A 22,108-nucleotide genomic window follows, 5' to 3' on the forward strand; every position below is an offset into this window, starting at 1 on the left:
GAAAGAAACAAGTAACTTGTTTCTTTTTTTATTAAGGCGTTGAATATAATTCACCTACAGTAACAAAATAATAACCCTGGGTTGTCAGATAATCCATAATTGTAGGCAAAGCATCTATGGATGTCTGGTGAATATCATGCATCAAAATCACTCCCCCAGGACGTAATTGTTTTTTGATATTGGTCATCATTGCTTGTGTATTATGATTTTTCCAGTCTTCTGTATCAACTGACCACAACATTTCTTTCAATCCTGTCACTGTTTTTACAGTAGCATTTGTTGCTCCGTAAGGGGGACGTAAGTACACCGGTTTTTGTCCTGTTGCTTTCATGATCAGATCATTAGTCTTATGAATCTCTTCCTTGATTTTCTCCGCTGGCAGTTTGGTTAAATTAGGATGATCCCATGTATGATTACCAATCTCATGACCTTCAGCATGCATCCTTTGTAAAATATCTGTGTGCCCTACAGCACTTTGTCCCATTACAAAGAAAGTCGCTTTAGCATTATATCTTTTAAGGATTTCTAAGGCTTTAGGAGTCGTTTTTTCATTTGGTCCATCATCAAAGGTAAGTGCAACACGTGGTGCTTTAGCTTTTAAGTTAGAAACTAAATCTAGATCACTTGATTTTAAATATGACTCATCGATCACATTATATAATTTATCAAGTGGTAATTTTAAATCATTAATAATTAACTTACCATCTTTAACATCTAGCCCATCTGTTACTATTCCAGTTTTTAAAAATTCTTTATTGCTATCATGTTCCTTTAGTTGAGTTCCTGGAGCTATATTTTCTAAAATAGCCTTAAATCCAGATATATTATGAGCTAAAAGCTCATCTAATTCAAAAGGTTTCTTATTTTGATCAAGTAAGTAGGTTCTCAAAAGGCGACTTGATTTTTGAAACATACTTCCTTTTTCTTTTTGATATAAGATTTGATAAATGGATAATTTTTTAACATTTGCAAAGTTAGAATCTGCTAATTGAGGACGTAGAATAATGTATTGATTGTCATAAAATTTTTTATGCTCAAAACTTTTTTGATTCCACTTTAAAATATCAGCGCTTAGACTTTTGTCATATCCTTTAGGTTCAAGAAAAAGAACACGTTCAGTTTTCTGTCTTTTCACCACTTCTACCGTTTTCTCGGCTATGCGAATTTCTTTTTCAACAACAGCTTGTTGAAGTTTTATTTCCTTATGTTTCAAAAACGAAAAACCTTGCCAAGCAAGAATCGCTATAATAATTAGACTAAAAATACCTATAATTAATTTCTTCATATAATGGCTCTTTTGTTATTTTTTATGACAATTATATCACAAAAATAAAACCACTTTAGAAGATTATATAATTCTTTATTTTTAATGTAAAAGAGGTTTATAAAACGACTCAACTGACAATAGTTGAGTCGTTTTACGTCTATTTCATATCAAAAACAATCGATTTTACATTTGTCATTGCTTCAATTGAATATCTGATACCTTGAACACCTGCACCAGATCCTTTGAGTCCTAAGAATGGGAAGTTATCAGGACCACGTCCAGTCTTATTGTTAATGTGAACTGTACCAACTTCAAGTTTATTTGCTATATCAAATGCTTTTTGGAAATCACGTGTAAAGACTGATGATTGTAATCCAAAATCAGATTTGTTGGCAATAGCAACAGCTTCTTCTGCATCCTTGACACGAATAATTGGGAGAATTGGTCCAAAAGGCTCTTCCCAAGCTAGTTTCATATCTAAAGTAACATGATCAAACAATCCTGGAGTTAATAGACGACCATCACGTTTAAATTCATTCAATTCTTTCGCACCTTTTTGACGTGCATCTACTACTAAGCTTTCAATAAAGTCAGCTGAATTATCATCAATAACCGGTGTCACCGTTGCATTATCAAATGGATCACCTACTGATAATTTTGCTACATTTTCAGATATTTTTTCTGCCAATTCATCTGCAACTTCTTCAACGACAAGCACACGCTTAATTGCCGTACAGCGTTGTCCAGAGTAATCATAAGCACCTGCAACGATTTGTTTAGCAGCGTTGTCAAGGTCAGCATCAGCTAAGACGATACCTGCATCCTTACCGCCCAACTCAAGCATAATTGGACGCATTCCTGCCAACTTACCAATACGTTGTCCAACTGGCGTTGATCCTGTAAAGTTAATAAAATTAACTTCTTCATGCTCAACAATGTAATCTCCAATCTCAGAACCGCGTCCTGTAATAGTATTAAAGACACCTGCTGGAAGACCTGCTTCTGCAAAAGCTTTTGCTAAAACAAGTCCTGAGACTGAACCTTGTGTTGGTGGTTTAAACATCACAACGTTTCCACCAATTAGAGCTGGCGCAATTTTTGATCCTGAGAGGTTAACAGGGTAATTATAAGGTGCGATTGCTAAAACGATACCTACTGGTTGACGACGAATAACAGCCAACTTATGACCTGTTGAAGCATCCATTTTTCCACCTTCGTCAGCTGAAGTTGATAAACGAATTCCTTCTTCTGCTGCATAACGAATAAGATCAGCTGTCCTTACAACCTCAGTTACTGAAGCATTGTAAGCTTTAGAAATTTCTTTTGCTAAAACAGTAGCAATTTCTTCTTTATCACGTTCAATAATGTCTGCGGCTTTATGAAGGTATTGTGCACGTTCATATACTGTCAAAGCAGCCCAGGCTGGTAAAGCTTCACGACCCGCTTTCATGGCATGATCAACTTCTTCTCGAGTCATCGCTGGCACGAATCCCAATGAAGAATCATCAATTGGTGACAAAATCTCAATCTGATTAACAGATGATTTCCATTCGCCATTGACATAATTTCGATATTCTTTTGTCAAAGTAAATCTCCTTTTACATTGTAATAGGTTTATTCTATCACTTTATCTATTTATTTCAATTATCTGACATATTTTCCTTAGAAACTTAACAATATCCAAACTTTCAATAAAAAAGTAGAGATTTTTTAATCCCTACTTTTTTATTATTCTCAGTCAAAGTCAACGTATTCTTTTTGAAGTTCGATAACTTCTTCCATAGTTGAACACTCTGAAAGAGCACGATTAGCGTATTCTTCCATTTTAGCTGTGTCCAATTTTTTCATTAAGCTACGTGTACGAAGTACTGAGGTTGCTGACATTGAGAATTCATCCAATCCCATACCAACAAGAAGTGGAACCGCAGTTTGATCACCGGCCATCTCACCACACATACCTGCCCATTTACCTTCAGCATGAGCAGCTTTGATAACGTTGTTAATCAAACGAAGGATTGATGGATTGTATGGTTGATAGAGGTATGAAACTTGCTCATTCATACGGTCCGCAGCCATTGTGTATTGGATAAGATCATTAGTACCAATTGAGAAGAAATCAACTTCTTTTGCAAATTGGTCTGCAAGCATAGCTGCCGCTGGGATTTCAATCATAATACCAACTTCAATGCCTTCAGCTACTGCTACACCGTCAGCTAACAAGTTCGCTTTCTCTTCTTCAAATATAGCTTTAGCAGCACGGAATTCTTTAAGCAAAGCAACCATTGGGAACATGATGCGTAGCTGTCCATGAACTGAAGCACGAAGAAGTGCTCGGATTTGTGTGCGGAACATTGCATCACCAGTTTCAGAAATTGAAATACGCAATGCACGGAATCCTAAGAATGGGTTCATCTCTTTTGGAAGATCAAAGTAAGGAAGCTCTTTATCTCCACCGATATCCATTGTACGAACAACAACTGGTTTACCATTCATACCCTCAAGAACTGCTTTATATGCTTCATATTGCTCATCTTCTGTTGGGAAATCTTGTGAATCCATATATAAGAACTCTGTACGGTAAAGACCAACTGCTTCTGCTCCATTTTCGTTAACACCCTCAACATCTTTAGGTGTACCGATATTAGCAGCTAATTCAAAATGTTTACCATCAGCAGTAACTGTTTGTGCATCCTTAAGAAGTGCCCATTCAGCTTTTTGCTTGGCATAAGCTTCACCTGCTGCCTTGAAGGCTGAAATTTGAGCTTCAGTTGGTTCAATGATAACTTCACCAGTAATACCATTAACAGCAATCAACTGACCATCTTGAACACGTTCAGTAATATCATTTGTACCAAGAACAGCTGCGATTTCGAGTGTACGTGCCATAATAGCTGAGTGACTTGTACGCCCTCCAATATTTGTTACAAAAGCTTTAACAAATTGTTTATTTAATTGAGCTGTATCAGAAGGTGTCAAATCGTGTGCAATAACGATTGATTCTTCATTGATAGTTGCCGGGTTTGGTAATTTAACACCCAAAAGATGTGCTAAGACACGTTTGGCAACATCACGGATATCTGCTGCACGTTCTTGCATGTATGGGTTATCTTCCATACCTTCAAAGATAGTGATGAACATATCAGTCACTTCTTTAAGACCTGTTTCTGCATTTACTTGTTTTGCACGAATAGTCTCTTTAATTTGATTAATCATTTCTGGGTCAGAAAGAACCATTAAATGAGCATCAAATACAGCTGCGGCTTCTTCGCCTAAGCTTTCTACTGCCTTCTCACGGATAACAGAAAGCTCGTCTTGTGAAGCTTGGAGTGCAACATCAAGGCGAGCTTCTTCTGCGTTTGTATCTTCGACTGTTACAGTCTCAAATGACAAATCCGGTTGGACAAGTAGATATGCTTTAGCAACTGCAACACCATCAGAGGCTGCGATTCCTTTAAGCATTTCTGTCATTTTCTTATGCCAATCCTTCTTTTGTCATTGTTTCTTCGATAGCTGCAATTGCATCATCTGCATCTGCACCTTCTGCTGAAATAGTAACATCAGCACCTTGACCAACACCAAGACTCATAACACCCATGATTGATTTAAGGTTTACTGCTTTACCTTTGTAATCAAGCGTGATGTCTGAAGCAAATTTGCTAGCTGTTTGGACAAGCAAAGTAGCTGGACGTGCGTGAATACCTGTTTCTGCAACAATGTGGAAATCTTTTGAAGCCATATTATGGTTCTCCTTTTGTCATTTGTAAATATTTGAGTCACCTATTGGTAACCCTTACAAGTTAAAAGTATAACATATTGCTTTTTATTTTTCAAGATTAAATGTCTCAAACAGAAAAAAACTTGAATGTTTTCCACAGCTTTTCATATTAAAAATGAGAGTCTTAGAATTTAAAAATAGAATTCTAAAAATGATTTTTTTATGTTCTTCTGAAAGGAATTGGAAAACAGGCTGAAAGCTTTTAAACTAACCCTAAAAACGAAATATAGTGTCTCATTTTATTTTAAGACACTATATATTGTGTTTTGTTAGAAATAAAACACTTGCTTTTTCCATTCTTTTTTTATATGCTATTACCATGAAAAAAATTAGGAGGACAACATGGCAGCTATTACTGTTTTTTCGAAAAACAACTGTATGCAATGTAAAATGACTAAGAAATTTCTTGACCAGCACGGCGCTGATTTTGAAGAAATTAATATTGATGAAAAACCAGAAAAAATTGAATATGTGAAAAATCTCGGCTTTTCTGCGGCTCCAGTGATTGAAGCTGGTAATGTTGTTTTTTCAGGTTTCCAACCAAGCAAACTAAAAGAACTTGTTTAAGCAAATTAGAGTCTGGGAATAAAGCAATTAATTGCTTTATTCCCATTTTGTATTGTTAAGTTAAGAGGATAAATTCAATGAGTTTAAAAAATATTGGCGATGTATCTTACTTTCGCCTAAATAATGAAATTAACCGTCCTGTTAATGGACAAATCCCACTCCATAAAGATAAAGAAGCCTTAACTGCTTTTTTCAAAGAAAACGTACAGCCTAATTCAAAAGCTTTTGACTCAATCACTGATAAAATTGCTTACCTCCTTAAGTATGATTATCTTGAAGAAGCTTTCCTCAATAAATATCGTCCTGAATTTATTGAAGAATTATCTACCAAACTCTTCGATAAAAAGTTTCGTTTTAAATCCTTCATGGCAGCCTATAAGTTTTATCAACAGTATGCATTAAAAACAAATGATGGAGAATACTATTTAGAAAGTATTGAAGATCGCGTTCTCTTTAACGCTCTTTATTTTGCAAACGGTGATGAAGAACTAGCAACTGACTTAGCTCTAGAAATGATTTCACAACGCTATCAACCTGCAACACCAAGTTTTTTAAATGCTGGTCGAAGTCGTCGCGGAGAATTAGTCTCATGTTTCTTAATCCAAGTAACTGATGATATGAATGCTATTGGTCGTTCGATTAATTCAGCTCTTCAATTATCTCGTATTGGTGGTGGGGTTGGAATATCACTTAGCAACCTTCGTGAGGCTGGAGCTCCTATCAAAGGTTTTGCTGGTGCTGCTTCTGGAGTCGTTCCAGTCATGAAATTATTTGAAGACAGTTTTTCTTACTCCAACCAACTTGGACAACGCCAAGGTGCTGGAGTTGTTTACCTTGACGTTTTCCATCCAGATATTATTTCATTCTTATCAACTAAAAAAGAAAATGCTGATGAAAAAGTACGTGTTAAAACATTGTCATTAGGGATTACTGTACCCGATAAATTCTATGAACTAGCACGTAACAATCAAGAAATGTACTTGTTTAGTCCTTATAGTATCGAACGTGAATATGGTGTTCCTTTCAGCTATATTGATATTACCGAAAAATACGATGAATTAGTCGCTAATCCTAATATCACTAAAACAAAAATCAATGCTCGTGATTTAGAAACAGAGATTTCTAAACTTCAACAAGAATCAGGTTATCCTTACATCATCAATATTGACACTGCTAATCGTACTAATCCTGTTGACGGAAAAATTATCATGTCAAATCTTTGCTCTGAGATTTTGCAAGTACAAAAACCAAGTCTTATCAATGATGCTCAAGAATACCTTGAAATGGGAACTGATATTTCTTGTAACCTTGGCTCAACTAATGTTTTAAATATGATGACATCTCCTGATTTTGGAAAATCAATTAAAACAATGACTCGTGCTCTAACTTTCGTTACTGACTCATCAAATATTGAAGCTGTTCCAACTATTAAGAACGGAAATGCTCAAGCACATACATTTGGACTTGGAGCAATGGGACTCCACTCCTATTTGGCAAAAAATCATATCGAATATGGTAGTCCAGAATCAATTGAATTTACTGATATTTATTTCATGCTAATGAACTACTGGACCTTAGTAGAATCAAACAATATTGCCCGCGAACGTCAAACAACCTTTGTAGGTTTTGAAAAATCAAAATACGCTGATGGTACATACTTTGATAAATATGTATCTGGAAAATTTGTTCCACAATCTGACAAAGTAAAATCCCTATTTGCTAATCATTTTATCCCCGAAGCTAAAGATTGGGAAAACCTTAGATACGCAGTTATGAAAGACGGACTATATCATCAAAATCGGCTTGCAGTTGCTCCGAATGGTTCTATTTCGTATATCAACGATTGTTCAGCATCTATCCACCCTATTACACAACGTATTGAAGAGCGTCAAGAGAAAAAAATCGGGAAAATTTATTATCCAGCTAATGGCTTAGCTACAGATACTATCCCTTATTACACTTCTGCCTATGATATGGATATGCGTAAAGTAATAGACGTCTATGCCGCAGCAACTGAGCACGTAGACCAAGGTCTCTCAATGACACTCTTTTTACGAAGCGAATTACCAAAGGAGTTGTACGAGTGGAAAACAGAAAGTAAGCAAACTACTCGCGACCTTTCAATCCTACGTAACTATGCTTTCAACAAAGGTGTGAAATCAATCTACTATATCCGTACTTTTACAGATGATGGTAGCGAAGTCGGAGCTAATCAATGCGAAAGTTGTGTCATCTAACGAAGAAACTCTACTTAAAACATCAGAAACTAGACTGAGATAAACTATCTCAGTTTCATGATGTTATCTTATTTTCTAAGGTATTTTCATCTTTATTTTTCTAAAAATCGATAAACTTGAAATATTGCTAGATCAGAATTCTATATTCTACTCTTCTTCCATCATCATTATATAAAAACCTATTTACCATTGGAGAAAACCATGACAACTTACTACGAAGCTATAAACTGGAACGAAATTGAAGATGTTATTGATAAATCAACTTGGGAAAAACTAACCGAACAATTTTGGCTCGATACACGTATCCCTTTATCAAATGACTTAGACGATTGGCGCAAACTTTCTGCTCAAGAAAAAGATCTTGTTGGCAAGGTTTTTGGAGGATTAACCCTACTTGATACCATGCAATCAGAAACTGGTGTTGAAGCTATTCGTGCTGATGTTCGCACGCCTCACGAAGAAGCTGTCTTAAACAATATTCAATTCATGGAATCTGTTCACGCTAAATCTTATTCTTCAATTTTCTCAACTTTAAATACTAAATCAGAAATTGAAGAAATTTTCGAGTGGACTAATAATAATGAGTTCCTTCAAGAAAAAGCACGTATTATCAATGACATTTATGCTAATGGAAATGCCCTTCAAAAAAAGGTGGCTTCCACCTACCTCGAAACTTTCCTTTTTTATTCTGGCTTTTTCACACCTCTTTACTATTTGGGAAATAATAAGTTAGCAAATGTTGCTGAAATCATTAAATTAATTATTCGTGATGAATCTGTACATGGTACTTATATCGGTTACAAATTCCAGCTTGGATTTAACGAATTACCAGAAGATGAGCAAGAGAATTTTCGTGATTGGATGTATGACCTCCTTTATCAGCTGTATGAAAACGAAGAAAAATACACCAAGACACTTTATGATGGCGTAGGATGGACTGAAGAAGTTATGACCTTTTTACGCTACAATGCTAATAAAGCTCTTATGAATTTAGGACAAGATCCTTTATTCCCAGATACAGCAAATGATGTCAACCCAATTGTTATGAATGGTATTTCAACAGGAACATCAAACCATGACTTCTTCTCTCAAGTAGGTAATGGTTACCTACTTGGTAGCGTTGAAGCTATGCATGATGATGACTATAACTATGGATTATAAGAAAAAGACACTGATTTAGTGTCTTTTTCTAGTTAAATACAAATTTCTTGACAAGCAAACCCTTTCAAGATAGAATGTTAGAGTAAATACACAAGGGAGTGCCTTGAGCTGAGATTGCAGATATGCAAAATCCTCTAACCTGATCTCGTTAGAACGAGCGTAGGAATTGTGGTTTGAATTGGTTAAACATGACAAATGACAAAAGAATCTCCTTTGCTGTATAAAAAAAGGAGATTTTTTATGTCAAAAAATAACAACACTACCTGCCTTATTGAAACTGCTATTTTTGCAGCGCTTGCTATGGCTTTATCAATGATTCCTGATTTTGCGTCATGGTTCACTCCCTCTTTTGGAGCAATTCCTCTGATACTTTTTGCATTACGTCGTGGTACAAAATACGGTCTATTTGCTGGCTTAATTTGGGGCTTATTGCACTTTGTTCTTTCCAAAGTATATTACCTTAGTTTATCCCAAGTTTTTATAGAATACATCTTAGCATTTATAAGTATGGGACTTGCAGGCGTATTTTCTGCTAAATTTAAAGATGCACTTAGCAGCAGCTCTAAAACTAAAGCTTTATCATTAGCATTATCTGGAGCAATATTAGCAACATTTGTTCGTTATGTTTGGCATTATATCGCTGGTGTTATTTTTTGGGCTAGTTATGCACCAAAAGGTATGTCTGCTACATTATACTCATTAAGCGTCAATGGTACTGCTGGTTTGTTAACTCTATTTTTTGTAGTCATTAGTATTATTATTTTAGTTATCAGCTACCCTAGCTTCTTTTTACCTAAGAAATAGAAAAAATAAAAGGATTGATTTTCAAAGAATCAATCCTTTTATTTTACACTAATATAAGTTTTTTGATAAAAAATCTAGCTACTACTATCTATAAAAATGACGCGCTGCTTTTAAAGACTTAATGAGAATGTAGATATGAATAGATGTTGTTATAATAATTGCTACAATCTCCACTTTTTGAAAAACAAATGAGATAAAGAATAGTACAAAATAGATCGTAGGGAAAATAAAACCACTTAAATTCATGACAATATCAAAACACGTCTTATAATTTGATTCCAACTCTGCTTCGTCCAATTGTAAGACATTGTTTTTCAACTCTTTTAAAGTTGGAGCGACTGTCATTTTTATACCTCGGATATTCTGATATACCTTTAAAAAATATATATGTAAACCCAATAAAACAAATAGCAGTGATAAATCATATATTGGAATAGCTAAAGTAACTGAATCATCAAAAATATTTAGTTTATAGTTAAATAAAGTATTAACTATACTGAGTACTATTGAAATTGAAACAAAAGTCATCCCATAAGAATGTCTTAAATTAATCTGGCGATAAATTTCTTCAGATTGACTTTCATCAACATTGAAAAAAACTTTCTGATATTTTTGAATCTGATAGAGGTAGATGAGACTAAAGAGAGCTGTTATAATTACAACAATACGACTAACCCATAGGAAATATTGAACAATATTAATTTCAGATAAGTACTTATCTTGACCAAATATGTTAAAAAGAGCTCCTACGGAACCAAGTATGGCCCCTATAAAACCACCAATTAAAAGGCTTTTGATAATTCGAACAAATGTAGTATCACTTTGTTTTATAAAATTTTTCATCATTATTCCTCCATTGACACTAAACTAAAAACATTCTCTAGGGATTCTTTAAATACTTGAGAAATCTTCATAGCAATAATAACAGATGGCGTATATTCTCCGCGTTCAATTAGGCTAATTGTTTGTCTTGAGACTCCTGTTAATTTAGCGAGTTCTGTTTGATTGATACCATCTCGTGCACGCAATTCTTTGAGTCTATTTTTTAAAATTAATCCCATCATTTTTCTCCTTTATAAAATGATATATAGATTTATTCCTCGCTCTATTTATTGACTGGACGCAATTCCTTGATATCATGAATACGGACAATACGCACCTCCTCTTTACTTCGTTTCAAGTTGCGACGAATCTGTACCCAATCCTCATCTACCTTTAAAATCTCATAAGGATGAGTTTGAGAACCATCCTCTAAATAAATCATACATGTGCTTCCTACTAAATCTTGAATCATTTGTGACATAAGTGTTTTTCCTCCCTGATTTATTTTTTCTAATTGTTTACCCCTACGACTGAGTGCCTTTTGCTCTTTAGGTACACCAATATACGTCATGACCATAAAAAGCCATTAAGCCAAAAATTCCATCTATCTACTCCCTTTCTTTTTGCAAACAAAACTCAAGCCCTGCAATTGATGCTACCAACACACAAAATACAATTTCATTTATTTCTATTATATCAAGCATATCAAGAACAAGATTACTTACCATACATAAGCAAACTAGGGTTTCCATAACTCTTGCAACCATCCGACCTGTAATAATAAATTCCTTTTCATTTGACTAACTCCTAAAATCATTGTGCTTTTGAAACAATGATTAATTTGATTGTTAAATGATTAAGTGATTTTAACACGCTTCTCCTTTGATATTATTTTTCTTTTTTATAAATAATTATTAGCAAAGATTATTGATATCATTAAAATATCACCCCAAAAAAGGTTACTAAATTATTTCTATTTAGTAACCTTTTGAATATTCAATTTTTAGTTAAAGCCTCTTTGGCCATAAACTTATAAAGGCCCGAGTAACGTCCTCTATAATCTTTTTTCCATGGTTTATCTCGTCCTGCAAAATGCAAGAAAACAGTATGGTTAATAACCCACTCTAAATCCCATTCATTACGGCTTTTTAATTGATAAATAAGACTATACCTAGCATCATAATTATAAATTTCATCAGGTATTGGTTTAACCAAATTAGCGTATAAGCCATTTAAGATATCCTGATCTGGTAAGATTAGACGACCACGGTTTTGCTTCATGTAATCTAAGATAGTTTGTTGATGAACAACTTTTCGTATAGCAGGCAAGTTCATCAAGAGTACCCCTGTATTGAAATAAGAGGATTCTAGCTCTACATTTTTTAATCGTAATTTATTGACATAATCTAGAAACTTACCATCAGTATTATGACTTGCCGCTGCATATAGTTGATCACCTAACTCCATATCATATAAACTTGAGAAATCATTTAAGCAAAGCATATCTGCATCTAAATAAAGTATCCTATCTAAGGTCTCAGGTAAAAATTTATGAGCCAAAAGTCGATAATATATCGTATCTGGATAGCGATCAGTTGTAGGTGCCTGAGCAAATACTTCGGTACCTACAATTATTGGATGATAGCCAACTTCTAAATTTTGAGTATATTGAATAAGTTCTGTATGACGTTCGAGTAATGTTTTTTGTAAGACATATATCTCTAACTTACGATTCTTGATTTGTCGGACAAGCGAATAAAGCATCACTTTAAAATGATCTACGTACATATCATCAATAGAAAATAATAGATTCATGAGTTGGATCCCCTCCGTAGTATATCTTCTTTCATCCTAACATATGTCTAAAGAAAAACCAAGTTTGAGTTAAAACTTGGTTATCTTTTATATAAAACTTCCCCATAATATAGCTAAAATAATTGCTGGCAACATATTGATAACTTTAATATTTAGGTTAAAGAGTAAATTAACACCGACACAGAATATAAGCATATTTCCTACTAAGTTAAGGTAATCTAAAGATGATGGATTAAGTAGGCTCCCCATGAAAAAAGCAACAATCGTAAGGCTACCTTGTAGTAAAGCGACAGGAAGTGCAGAAAATAGAGCCCCTTTCCCTAAAGACACTGTCATAATTGCAATAATAATCATGTCTAACATTCCCTTAGCAAATAAAATCGAATGATCTGCTGCTATACCATCTTGAATGCTACCAACAACGGCCATTGCTCCAATATAAACAGTACAAGTTGAGGTGACGAATGCTTCCACAAATTTAATATCGTTACCACTTCCTGTTTTTTGCTTAAGATAGTTCCCAAATTTATCAATATACGAATCTAGTGATAGCAACTCTCCAAGTACCGTACCTAGAGCAAGAGTAATAATCATCATATTTGTATGATTAGAGATGAGATGTGACTTTTCGACTAACATCATTTTCTCCAAAACACCTGATATCGAAATAAATAAAACTGCAACTCCCATGGCTTGCATGAGGCTCTTTTGAAGTGATTCTTTCAAAAAATTTTTCAAAAATAAACCTACAAAGCCTCCAACTATAATAAGAATAACATTGATAACTGTTCCTAAACCAACCATATTTCTCCTATATACACAAAGGAACAGAACGATGTTCTGCCCTTTGCCTGTTTTATTTACTAACTAAATGAGAAGTATTTCTTATAAATTTTCTGCAACTGCTGCTAGAAGCTCTGCAATTTTACTTGCATCGCTACCACCTGCCATAGCCATGTCTGGTTTACCACCACCACGACCTGCTACAATTGGTGCCAATCCTTTGATCATGTTACCAGCGTGGACATCTTTAGTTTTGCTTGCAACAAGGACATTAACCTTCTCACCAATAGCTGCTACGAGAACAAGCACATCAGAGTAGTCTTTTTGTTTCCAGTTATCAGCAAATGTACGAAGTGCACCTGCGTCTGCAACATCAACTTGACTAGCAATGAAGCGCACGCCCTTAGCTTCTTGAACATCTTTAAAGACATCACCAGCTGCTGCAGCTGCTGCTTTTTCTTTAAGCTCTACATTTTCTTTTTGAAGATCACGAAGTGAGTCACTAAGAGCTTGTACTTTAGCTGCTGCATCTTTCAATTGCGGAGCTTTTACAGTAGCAGCAATCTCTTTTAGTGCATCTTCTTGGTTACGATAAGCTTCAAAAGCTTGTCTACCAGTAACTGCAATAATACGACGAGTGCCTGAACCAATACCTTCTTCTTTGACAATCTTGAAGAGACCGATTTCTGAAGAATTATTTAAGTGAGTTCCACCGCAAAGTTCAACAGAATAATTACCAATTTGAACCACACGAACCACTTTACCATATTTCTCACCAAAAAGTGCCATTGCTCCCATCTCTTTTGCGGTTTCAACGTCAGTTTCAGTCGTTGTGATTGTAAGAGCGTTCCAAATTTGCTCATTAACTTCTTGTTCAATGTGACGAAGTTCCTCATTGCTTACTGCTTCAAAGTGAGTAAAATCAAAGCGCAAGAATTCTTCTTCGTTCAATGAACCAGCCTGAGTTGCGTGTTCACCGATAATATTGTGAAGGGCTGCATGGAGCAAGTGAGTTGCTGTATGGTTTTTCTCAACAGCCAAACGACGCTCTTTGTTGATTTCAAGTGTGTAGTTTGTTCCAACTGAAAGTGATGCCAAAACGCTTACAGTGTGTAGAGGTTGACCATTTGGTGCTTTTTGAACATCAACAACCTCAGCAACTGTGTCACCCTTATCATTTTTGATGACACCGTGGTCAGCAACCTGTCCACCCATTTCAGCATAGAATGGTGTTTGAGCAAAGACAAGAAGAGCTTGACCTTCTGAAACAGATTCAGTACGTTCATTGTCAGCAATGATAACTGAAAGACTTGATTCAAGACTATATGTGTCGTATTCGAAGCGTGATTCTTCAACGATACCAGCTAGAGTTTCATTTTGCATACCCATTGAACCACCCTTAACAACAGCCGCACGCGCACGGTCTTGTTGTTCTTTCATGGCTGACTTAAAGCCTTCGTGGTCAATCTTGTAGCCTGCATCTTCTGCCAATTCCTCTGTCAATTCAACCGGGAATCCATAAGTATCATAAAGTTTGAAGATATCTTTACCTTCAAGAGTATCCTTACCTTCAGATTTAAGCTGCGCAAGCAATGAATCCAAGTGACCGCTACCTGCATCGATAGTCCGAGCAAATGTTTCTTCCTCACGTTTAACGATTTTCTCGATAAAGTCACGTTTTTCAAGCACTTCTGGGTAGTAGCTTTCCATGATTTGTCCAACAGTCGGAACCAATTTGTAAAGGAAAGTTTCGTTGATGCCAAGACGGCGACCGTGCATAACCGCACGACGAAGAAGACGACGAAGAACGTAACCACGACCTTCATTTCCAGGAAGCGCACCATCACCGATAGCAAATGAAAGCGCACGGATGTGGTCAGCGATAACCTTGAAACTCATGTTTTCGCCATCTGGATTGTAAGTTTTACCTGACAATTTCTCTACTTCACGGATGATAGGCATGAAAAGGTCAGTTTCAAAGTTTGTTTTTGCCCCTTGCATAACAGCTGCAAGACGTTCAAGACCCGCACCCGTATCAATGTTTTTGTTTGGCAATTCTTTGTATTCTGAACGTGGTACGGCTGGGTCAGCATTGAATTGCGAGAGAACGATGTTCCAGATTTCGATGTAACGATCGTTTTCGATATCTTCAGCCAAAAGACGAAGTCCAATATTTTCTGGATCAAAATCTTCACCACGGTCGAAGAAAATCTCAGTATCTGGACCTGAAGGACCAGCACCGATTTCCCAGAAGTTATCCTCGATTGGCACCAAGTGACTTGGTTCAACGCCACAAGCAATCCAACGGTTATATGAATCCTTGTCATCTGGGTAATAAGTCATGTAGAGCTTGTCTTTAGGGAAGTCAAACCATTCAGGACTTGTCAAGAGTTCAAATCCCCACTCAATAGCTTCATCACGGAAATAGTCTCCAATTGAGAAGTTACCAAGCATTTCAAACATAGTATGGTGACGTGCTGTTTTACCAACATTTTCAATATCATTAGTACGAATTGATTTTTGTGCATTGGTAATACGTGGATTTTCTGGAATCACTGAACCATCAAAATATTTTTTCAAGGTTGCAACACCTGAGTTGATCCAAAGAAGCGTTGGGTCGTTCACAGGAACCAAGTTAGCTGAAGGCTCAACGGAATGTCCTTTGGATTTCCAGAAATCCAACCACATTTGGCGGATTTGTGCAGACGATAATTCTTTCATTATTCTCTCCTAAAATTAGTTTGATGCATTTTTTTCTAACTCTTTGACATAGTCGATCGCTATGACAAGCGAAATTGTCAAATCGTTGTAAGTTTCATTGTAAACTTCTACCTGATAAGTTGAAGTCATACGAAACCACTGTTGAGATATGTTTGCTATAACTTGATTGTCTTTTAAGAGTTGGAAATCCATATCCCAAAAATTTCCCTTAACTTCCATATCAAGGTCTTCAATGGTGTAGTGAGGTTTCAAAAATGAGAAATCTTTCTTAATCGTGAAATGATTCCCATTGGCTAATGTCACATTAAACTTTGGTAAAAAACTTAAAACCTTCTTCTCAATCTGACTAATGAGATGCCCCTCTTCGTCAAAGACTTTAAAAGTCTTAGGTAGAGGGAACAAACTTCCTTCAACGTGATAACAGGGAAGCCCAGTCTGGTCTGTAATAGTAAATTTACCGCCTAGAGAAAACATTTTTTCTTTAATTTGAAAAGTAGCCATATCTCTTCCTCCTCGAAAGTTGACAAATAGCAAAAGACAAGTCCATTACGAAGGGCGAAAACCGCGGTACCACCTTCATTCAATGAACTTGTCATTCTCATTTATTTTTAGTTTTACCCCATTGAGTAGCATCTTTTTCTGATTATCCATGACTCGCAGCAACCGTCACTTTTCTGTATCTAATCGTTGAAATTTCATTCTCAATAGTATTAATTATACAGTCTTTTTAAGACTTGGTCAACTATTTTTTAAGTGATGATGAACCACTTGTTGTAGCATATTGTGATAAGATGCCCGCAAATGCTTTATCTTTAATCTTAACATTAGCTTTTTCTAAGGCTTTTGAAATCACTTTATTTTGGAAGGCTCTATCGCTTGTTTTATCCTTAAGAATAACTTCTTTTAAGCGATTTTTGTAAGATTTCCAATCAGATTTTTTCTCTGTCTTATCAGTTACTTTAATGATGTAGTAACTTGTTTTATAAGTTGTTGAATCAACCGTTGACACCACATCTGAAACACCATTTTTATCTAGCTTAAAGGCTGCTGACATAACTTCTTTAGGGAGGCTTGTCCCTGCAGAATCAAATTTATACTCAACTTTTTTATCAGTAGCTGTTGTTTTTTCTTTTGCAATCTTTGCAAAATCAGCTCCATCAGCCTTTACATCTTTAAGGACAGATTTAGCTTTATCTTCTGCATCCAATTTGATTACTTGTACAGAAGTTTCAGGAGTATAGTTTTTATATGCTTCTTTATAGTTTGCTTCTGTTAATTCTTTCTTAGCTGCTTCTTTTACAGCATATTCCACAAGCATAGTTGTGCGAATTTGTTGTTTGTAACCTTCCGGAGTCAAACCTGCTTGTGAAAGTGCGCTTGAAAATGAATTACCATAGCCTTTAGCTGTCTTATTATAAGCTTCTGATACTTTTTTATCTGAAACTTTATCACCATACTGTGTATCAAAAACACGTGAAAGGATCAATGTAAGCATTGATTGTTGTGCAGCTTTTGATGTTTTTACTTGATCATAAAAATCAGAGACTGTGATAGTGTCGCCCTTCATTGTAACAACATTTGTTCCATTTGATGTTTTACCTGAGCAGGCAGCTAATGTGGCAACTGACATAAGTGTCAAAAAGCCTGCTGCAAGTTTTGATCTTGTTTTCATGATTTATAACTCCTTTTTGTCATTAACTCCATTATTATATCATAATTTCTTAAAAATGCCTTAATCTTCTAGTACAATATGATCTGCATTTTTACGAATCATCAATAAACCATCTCCCAAAGGTACCAAAGTAGCAGTTAAATCAGGATGTTGCAAAGTCGAGTCAAATAAACGTTGCAGACCTCGGTAGATAGTTCGCTGACCTCTTCTCACTTCATCGATAGGTTTTGCAATATCTCCACCTTGGAAAATATCATCTAAAACAACTACTCCTCCAACATCTAAATGTTTTAATACTTGAGGTAAAAAAACGATATATTTAGACTTAGCAGAATCCATGAATACAAAATCGTAAGATTTATCCAATGTTTGTAACACATCCACAGCATCGCCTTCCAAAAGGGTTATCTGATTGTGATTATCATATTTTGCAAAGTTTTCCTTAGCCAAGGCAATCATCTCTTCATTACGATCGATCGTTGTTATCTTTGCTTCAGGAGCATTTTCTGCCATCAAAAGGGCCGAAAAACCAATGGCTGTTCCAATTTCTAAAATGTGCTTAGGTTGTAATGTTTGCATCAAAAAACGAAAATAAGTCGCTGTTTCATGAGGTATAATAGGGATATTTTCCTGTTTAGCAAATGCCTCTAACTCTGCTAAACAGCCATTATTTTGTTTTTGGTGCTGACGCATATATTGAACAATTTCTTCTTTAACTACTGGACGGCGCATATTATGATTAGCATTTTTACTGTAAGATTGAACCACTTTTGGCTCCTCTTTTCTATTTTAAATAATAACTTTTTTATTATAGCAAAAAATGTCTAACTCTGAGAATGATTTAATCCAAACGAGTAAAATCAAGTGATATTATATCTTTGAGACTTGAAATATTATAGTTTTCTTTGGAATTCTCTAATCTTAAGTTTATGGATTTTATACCAGCATTTTGAGCAACCTTCAAATCTAGTGGACGATCTCCTATGTAATAAGTCATTGATTTATCTAAAGAATATCGTTTAACTAAATAATTAATCCCTTGTGGATGTGGTTTTCGCTCGAATCCCGAAACACCAGTTAAAATTTCATCAAAATAATGAGAGATCTGCAAGGTTTCCAACACTGAATGCGTACTTGCTCCTTTATGTGTATACATAAAATTGGGGATATCTTGTTCTTTGGTCCATTCTAAAATCTCTTTTGCATATGGCATTAAATGTATTTTAGAATCTCGACTTTCTTGTTCTTTTGTAAAATATGCTTTCAGTTTTTCATGAGGTATTTGCTCTTCCTCTGAAAGGTTTACCAATAATTTCCCCACTGATTCCTGTAAAATATATTCATGGATTAATTCTTTATCAAATATTAAGCCAAAATGACGATAGGTTTCTTCAAGAGCTTCCATAATTGGTACATACGAATCTATTAATGTCCCATCTAAATCCCAAATAAAAGTAAGCTTTTTCATCCTATTTCCCTTCTTTTTTGACAATAGCAGTTTTGGTCTCATAAAAATCATAGCTTGGGTAGGTATTTCCACCTATTGAGTTTTCCACTAACTAACTTTACCAAAACCACTCTCAAAACAAACTATAAAATAACTGATCACTATCAAAAACCAGTCTAGTTGACTGGTTTTACTTCAATAGCTATATTTTCAACTTAATCATTATGGACGCCTTTTGCTACAAGATTTTCCAGTTCCACTAAACGCTCTTCAAATACTCTAAAAGCTGCATCCAGATAGTCTGCACTAGTCATATCAACACCGGCTTTAGCAATGACGTTTAGAGGGTAATCTGAATTCCCAGCTTTAAGGTAATTTAGGTAGGCCTCTTTATCCTCCGGATTACCGTTTACAATACGCTCTGCTAAATAATTTGCTGCTGCGAAGCCGGTTGCATATTGGAAAACATAATAATTGTAGTAAAAGTGTGGAATTCTTGCCCATTCATATTGAATAAAATGATTATCTTCTTTAGTCAAACCATAATATTTTTCATTAAACTCAGCGTAAAGTTTGTTTAAATATTCGCTAGTTAGTACTTGCCCCTCCTGATCAGCTACATGAATGGCATGTTCGAATTCAGCGAACTGTGTTTGTCTAAAAATTGTTCCTTTGAAACCGTCCAAATAATGATTGAGAATTGCAAAGCGATTTTTATCATCTTTAACTTCTTTCAAAAGGGTTTCTGTTAATATATTTTCATTTGTTGTTGATGCAATTTCAGCTAGGAAAATAGAATAATCACCATAAACATAGGGTTGATTTTCACGAGTAAACGTCGAGTGTAGACTATGTCCAGTTTCATGCACCAGCGTATAAAGATTGTCTAAAGTATCTTGCCAGTTAAGAAGCATGAAAGCATTAGTGTCATAAGATCCACCTGAATAAGCGCCTGACCTCTTTCCTTTGTTAACATGGACATCAATCCAACGTTCAGTAAAAGCACGATGAACACGTTCAGAATATGCTTCGCCAAAAATAGCCAGAACCTCCTCTGATTTTTTTAGAGCTTCATCATAAGTAAAACTCATATCCATTTGAGAAAGGGGTGTATATACGTCATACATCTTCAAATCATCTAGCCCAAGAACTTTTTGACGCAACTTCATATAACGATGTAAGAGCGGTAAATGATGATTAACTGTCTTAATTAGAGTTTCGTAGACCTCTTCTGGAATAAAATTGGCAGATAGAGCTGATTGGCGTGCTGATTGATAATGATGCACACGAGCTTTAAAATTTTGAGATTTCACATTTGTTTGTAATGTTTTAGCGTAAGTATGCTGGAATTGTTCATATGTGCTATACATAGCTTGATATGCTTCTTTTCGAACCGTCCTATCGCTAGATTCCATAAGGGAAATGAAATTACCATGTGTAAGCTCAACTTCCTCACCTTTTGCATTTTTTACAACTGGGAAGACCATATCTGCATTATCAAGGATTTCAAATGTCTCACCAGCTGCTCCAAAAATCTCACTAGCACCAGCTAACAATTCTTCTTCGTTTTGAGATAAGACATGAGGTTTATTTGCAAATATTTTCTCAAAGAAATGATCATATTTTTGCAAGTCAGGCATTTCTAAAAGGAATGACTGGTAATCAGACTCTGAAAGTTGCAATAGTTCTGGCTCGTAAAACGAAAATGTTTCACTAAATTTTGCATAGAGCGCTGTCGCTTTCGCTTGAAATTCTTGATATTTCGCAACAGTGGTGTCTTGGTCATTTTTCATTGAAGCATAGACATAAACTTTTTCTAAACGGCGAGATAAATCTAATTCAACCTCCGTGATCTCCAATAAAGATTGGCTTGAGTCCAACAGATGACCTGAAAAACCCTTTGCGTCATCGATGGCTTGAGTAAGCTCTACCACTTCAGTTTCCCATAACTCATCAGTCGCAAAGACAGTAGTTAAATCCCATTGGTATTTTTCTTCAATATGTAAGCGATTGTCTGACATTTTGTATCCTCCAGTTTAATTCTTAGTGACTATTTTATCATAAAATACAGGGGGATAAAGTGTTTGGTCTAAGTTATTCTTATTTTTTTGATAATAATTTGTAAAATTCTGATAAAACGATGTTAGAGAATTTGTTATTTGACAAAAATCAGTATCTACACGTGGTGGCTGTATTTGAGGAAAAAACATCATTAGCTCTTGGGTCAATAGATTCTGACCAGAAAGGTAGGCCTTTTCTTGTTTTCGTAACCAAAATTGATTGCCATAGCGTAACTGCTGACGCACATAATCTCTGATATTTCTGTCTTGTTTAACCTTATAAAAATTTAGATTTTTTGATTGGTATGGCCACTTCAAAAATGCTAGAACGTCTCCACTAAGAGGGCAAGTTTTACTTAAGTAATAGACATGTCCGCGTAAATCTTCGTAAATCAAATATTTTAGTCTCAGTACTTCTAACCTCAAATCTAACTCCCAAATATGAAATCCGATACTTTGAGAAAATTGTAAAAATTGTTTATGTAGATTTGTTAAACGATGCTTTAACCAGAGTTTTTCCCCTAGTAACCATCTCACTTGAAAGTCTGCCTGTAGATATGCTTTTGTTCGCTCCCTAAGTCGCTGCTCTGATAGTCGGCTACACTGAACTTCTAAAGCCAATGCCTCATTCACAAATAAATCTGCAATCTGATTAATTTCTGGCAAATGATGCTCGAGCATAGTTTCATTCTCTCTACTTAAACTCATATATAACTTTGCTTTTAATTGCAAGTGCTCATTAGACTCATTTTCATGATAAAACTGACAATTTTTTAGACTAATATGTGCAAAGTGTCTTCTCATGATTCGACCTGCTTTTAACCTTACAGCTGAACAACAAGTTGGACAAAAATACTGTCCCTTTCCCGGATGAGACTCGAGTAGATTAATTAAATTTCCTTGTCTGTCTTTAGCAATTAACATTTTTTCTCCTACTTTTACTATTCGAAAAAAGTTATCCTTTCGGATAACTTTTC

At 35.3% G+C, this 22,108-nt stretch carries 20 protein-coding genes and 1 riboswitch; of the genes, 4 read left to right on the plus strand and 16 right to left on the minus strand.

Annotated features, from left to right (window positions below; genetic code table 11):
- Positions 1–31: 31 nt before the first annotated feature.
- The 4 genes from HMPREF9171_RS106915 to HMPREF9171_RS106900 all read right to left on the minus strand — a co-directional run bounded on the left by HMPREF9171_RS106915 (position 32) and on the right by HMPREF9171_RS106900 (position 5,003).
- Positions 32–1,285, minus strand: a complete 1,254-nt coding sequence (locus HMPREF9171_RS106915; protein ID WP_000733369.1) for a polysaccharide deacetylase family protein — start codon at positions 1,283–1,285, stop codon at positions 32–34.
- Between the two features lie 139 nt (positions 1,286–1,424).
- The gene (locus HMPREF9171_RS106910; protein ID WP_000159917.1) at positions 1,425–2,852 is read right to left on the minus strand and encodes an NADP-dependent glyceraldehyde-3-phosphate dehydrogenase; all 1,428 of its coding nucleotides are present in this window, start codon (positions 2,850–2,852) and stop codon (positions 1,425–1,427) included.
- Between the two features lie 149 nt (positions 2,853–3,001).
- Positions 3,002–4,735 (minus strand): phosphoenolpyruvate--protein phosphotransferase, encoded by a 1,734-nt coding sequence (gene ptsP / locus HMPREF9171_RS106905; RefSeq protein WP_000138153.1) that lies wholly within the window; start codon positions 4,733–4,735, stop codon positions 3,002–3,004.
- Positions 4,736–4,739: 4 nt separating this feature from the next.
- On the minus strand, positions 4,740–5,003 hold the full coding sequence (locus tag HMPREF9171_RS106900) for a phosphocarrier protein HPr (RefSeq protein WP_000146945.1): 264 nt from the start codon (positions 5,001–5,003) through the stop codon (positions 4,740–4,742).
- A 381-nt stretch (positions 5,004–5,384) separates the two neighbouring features.
- On the opposite strand from HMPREF9171_RS106900, the gene HMPREF9171_RS106895 reads away from it, so the two are divergent.
- The 4 genes from HMPREF9171_RS106895 (at position 5,385) to thiT (ending at position 9,811) form a co-directional block, all read left to right on the plus strand.
- Positions 5,385–5,609 (plus strand): redoxin NrdH, encoded by a 225-nt coding sequence (locus HMPREF9171_RS106895; protein ID WP_000719060.1) that lies wholly within the window; start codon positions 5,385–5,387, stop codon positions 5,607–5,609.
- Between the two features lie 77 nt (positions 5,610–5,686).
- Positions 5,687–7,846, plus strand: a complete 2,160-nt coding sequence (gene nrdE, locus HMPREF9171_RS106890) for a class 1b ribonucleoside-diphosphate reductase subunit alpha (protein WP_000053871.1) — start codon at positions 5,687–5,689, stop codon at positions 7,844–7,846.
- Between the two features lie 201 nt (positions 7,847–8,047).
- Entirely contained in the window at positions 8,048–9,007 is a 960-nt protein-coding gene (gene nrdF, locus HMPREF9171_RS106885) for a class 1b ribonucleoside-diphosphate reductase subunit beta (RefSeq protein ID WP_000214845.1), read from the plus strand.
- An 84-nt stretch (positions 9,008–9,091) separates the two neighbouring features.
- Positions 9,092–9,190: riboswitch (TPP riboswitch) on the plus strand.
- Positions 9,191–9,247: 57 nt separating this feature from the next.
- On the plus strand, positions 9,248–9,811 hold the full coding sequence (gene thiT, locus HMPREF9171_RS106880) for an energy-coupled thiamine transporter ThiT (RefSeq protein ID WP_000042136.1): 564 nt from the start codon (positions 9,248–9,250) through the stop codon (positions 9,809–9,811).
- A gap of 84 nt (positions 9,812–9,895) precedes the next feature.
- Here the strand turns inward: thiT and HMPREF9171_RS106875 are convergent, their stop codons facing one another.
- The 12 genes from HMPREF9171_RS106875 to HMPREF9171_RS106820 form a co-directional block, all read right to left on the minus strand.
- Positions 9,896–10,654 carry a DUF3169 family protein gene (locus tag HMPREF9171_RS106875; protein WP_032459119.1) on the minus strand — a complete coding sequence of 253 codons (759 nt, stop codon included), beginning with the start codon at positions 10,652–10,654 and terminating at the stop codon, positions 9,896–9,898.
- A gap of 2 nt (positions 10,655–10,656) precedes the next feature.
- Entirely contained in the window at positions 10,657–10,872 is a 216-nt protein-coding gene (locus tag HMPREF9171_RS106870) for a helix-turn-helix transcriptional regulator (RefSeq protein WP_000522957.1), read from the minus strand.
- Positions 10,873–10,916: 44 nt separating this feature from the next.
- Positions 10,917–11,210, minus strand: coding sequence for a PH domain-containing protein (locus tag HMPREF9171_RS106865; RefSeq protein WP_000245558.1), 294 nt, complete (start codon positions 11,208–11,210; stop codon positions 10,917–10,919).
- Positions 11,211–11,629: 419 nt separating this feature from the next.
- Positions 11,630–12,448, minus strand: a complete 819-nt coding sequence (locus HMPREF9171_RS106860; RefSeq protein WP_001050370.1) for a glycosyltransferase family 8 protein — start codon at positions 12,446–12,448, stop codon at positions 11,630–11,632.
- Positions 12,449–12,535: 87 nt separating this feature from the next.
- Positions 12,536–13,252, minus strand: a complete 717-nt coding sequence (locus HMPREF9171_RS106855) for a DUF554 domain-containing protein (protein ID WP_000232926.1) — start codon at positions 13,250–13,252, stop codon at positions 12,536–12,538.
- Positions 13,253–13,333: 81 nt separating this feature from the next.
- Positions 13,334–15,952 carry an alanine--tRNA ligase gene (alaS, locus tag HMPREF9171_RS106850; protein WP_000661562.1) on the minus strand — a complete coding sequence of 873 codons (2,619 nt, stop codon included), beginning with the start codon at positions 15,950–15,952 and terminating at the stop codon, positions 13,334–13,336.
- 15 nt (positions 15,953–15,967) lie between these two features.
- Entirely contained in the window at positions 15,968–16,453 is a 486-nt protein-coding gene (locus tag HMPREF9171_RS106845) for an LURP-one-related/scramblase family protein (protein WP_000190196.1), read from the minus strand.
- Positions 16,454–16,694: 241 nt separating this feature from the next.
- The gene (gene prsA / locus HMPREF9171_RS106840) at positions 16,695–17,624 is read right to left on the minus strand and encodes a peptidylprolyl isomerase PrsA (protein WP_000857817.1); all 930 of its coding nucleotides are present in this window, start codon (positions 17,622–17,624) and stop codon (positions 16,695–16,697) included.
- Between the two features lie 60 nt (positions 17,625–17,684).
- The gene (locus HMPREF9171_RS106835) at positions 17,685–18,392 is read right to left on the minus strand and encodes an O-methyltransferase (RefSeq protein WP_000250853.1); all 708 of its coding nucleotides are present in this window, start codon (positions 18,390–18,392) and stop codon (positions 17,685–17,687) included.
- Between the two features lie 73 nt (positions 18,393–18,465).
- A complete protein-coding gene (locus HMPREF9171_RS106830; RefSeq protein ID WP_000736936.1) occupies positions 18,466–19,092 on the minus strand; it encodes an HAD hydrolase-like protein in 627 nt (208 codons plus the stop codon).
- 194 nt (positions 19,093–19,286) lie between these two features.
- Positions 19,287–21,092: an oligoendopeptidase F gene (gene pepF / locus HMPREF9171_RS106825; RefSeq protein WP_001282889.1), complete on the minus strand. Its 1,806-nt coding sequence runs from the start codon at positions 21,090–21,092 to the stop codon at positions 19,287–19,289.
- Positions 21,093–21,107: 15 nt separating this feature from the next.
- A complete protein-coding gene (locus tag HMPREF9171_RS106820) occupies positions 21,108–22,055 on the minus strand; it encodes a competence protein CoiA (protein WP_000903648.1) in 948 nt (315 codons plus the stop codon).
- Between the last annotated feature and the right edge of the window lie 53 nt (positions 22,056–22,108).

The sequence above is a fragment of the Streptococcus agalactiae ATCC 13813 genome (genome assembly GCF_000186445.1).
Classification (GTDB): domain Bacteria; phylum Bacillota; class Bacilli; order Lactobacillales; family Streptococcaceae; genus Streptococcus; species Streptococcus agalactiae.

Bases quoted from the DNA above. Each gene is read 5' to 3' on its own strand.
- HMPREF9171_RS106915 (WP_000733369.1), bottom strand. From the start codon at position 1,285: ATGAAGAAATTAATTATAGGTATTTTTAGTCTAATTATTATAGCGATT.
- ptsP (WP_000138153.1), bottom strand. From the start codon at position 4,735: ATGACAGAAATGCTTAAAGGAATCGCAGCCTCTGATGGTGTTGCAGTT.
- HMPREF9171_RS106900 (WP_000146945.1), bottom strand. From the start codon at position 5,003: ATGGCTTCAAAAGATTTCCACATTGTTGCAGAAACAGGTATTCACGCA.
- HMPREF9171_RS106895 (WP_000719060.1), top strand. From the start codon at position 5,385: ATGGCAGCTATTACTGTTTTTTCGAAAAACAACTGTATGCAATGTAAA.
- nrdE (WP_000053871.1), top strand. From the start codon at position 5,687: ATGAGTTTAAAAAATATTGGCGATGTATCTTACTTTCGCCTAAATAAT.
- nrdF (WP_000214845.1), top strand. From the start codon at position 8,048: ATGACAACTTACTACGAAGCTATAAACTGGAACGAAATTGAAGATGTT.
- thiT (WP_000042136.1), top strand. From the start codon at position 9,248: ATGTCAAAAAATAACAACACTACCTGCCTTATTGAAACTGCTATTTTT.
- HMPREF9171_RS106875 (WP_032459119.1), bottom strand. From the start codon at position 10,654: ATGAAAAATTTTATAAAACAAAGTGATACTACATTTGTTCGAATTATC.
- HMPREF9171_RS106870 (WP_000522957.1), bottom strand. From the start codon at position 10,872: ATGGGATTAATTTTAAAAAATAGACTCAAAGAATTGCGTGCACGAGAT.
- HMPREF9171_RS106865 (WP_000245558.1), bottom strand. From the start codon at position 11,210: ATGGTCATGACGTATATTGGTGTACCTAAAGAGCAAAAGGCACTCAGT.
- HMPREF9171_RS106860 (WP_001050370.1), bottom strand. From the start codon at position 12,448: ATGAATCTATTATTTTCTATTGATGATATGTACGTAGATCATTTTAAA.
- HMPREF9171_RS106855 (WP_000232926.1), bottom strand. From the start codon at position 13,252: ATGGTTGGTTTAGGAACAGTTATCAATGTTATTCTTATTATAGTTGGA.
- alaS (WP_000661562.1), bottom strand. From the start codon at position 15,952: ATGAAAGAATTATCGTCTGCACAAATCCGCCAAATGTGGTTGGATTTC.
- HMPREF9171_RS106845 (WP_000190196.1), bottom strand. From the start codon at position 16,453: ATGGCTACTTTTCAAATTAAAGAAAAAATGTTTTCTCTAGGCGGTAAA.
- prsA (WP_000857817.1), bottom strand. From the start codon at position 17,624: ATGAAAACAAGATCAAAACTTGCAGCAGGCTTTTTGACACTTATGTCA.
- HMPREF9171_RS106830 (WP_000736936.1), bottom strand. From the start codon at position 19,092: ATGAAAAAGCTTACTTTTATTTGGGATTTAGATGGGACATTAATAGAT.
- pepF (WP_001282889.1), bottom strand. From the start codon at position 21,092: ATGTCAGACAATCGCTTACATATTGAAGAAAAATACCAATGGGATTTA.
- HMPREF9171_RS106820 (WP_000903648.1), bottom strand. From the start codon at position 22,055: ATGTTAATTGCTAAAGACAGACAAGGAAATTTAATTAATCTACTCGAG.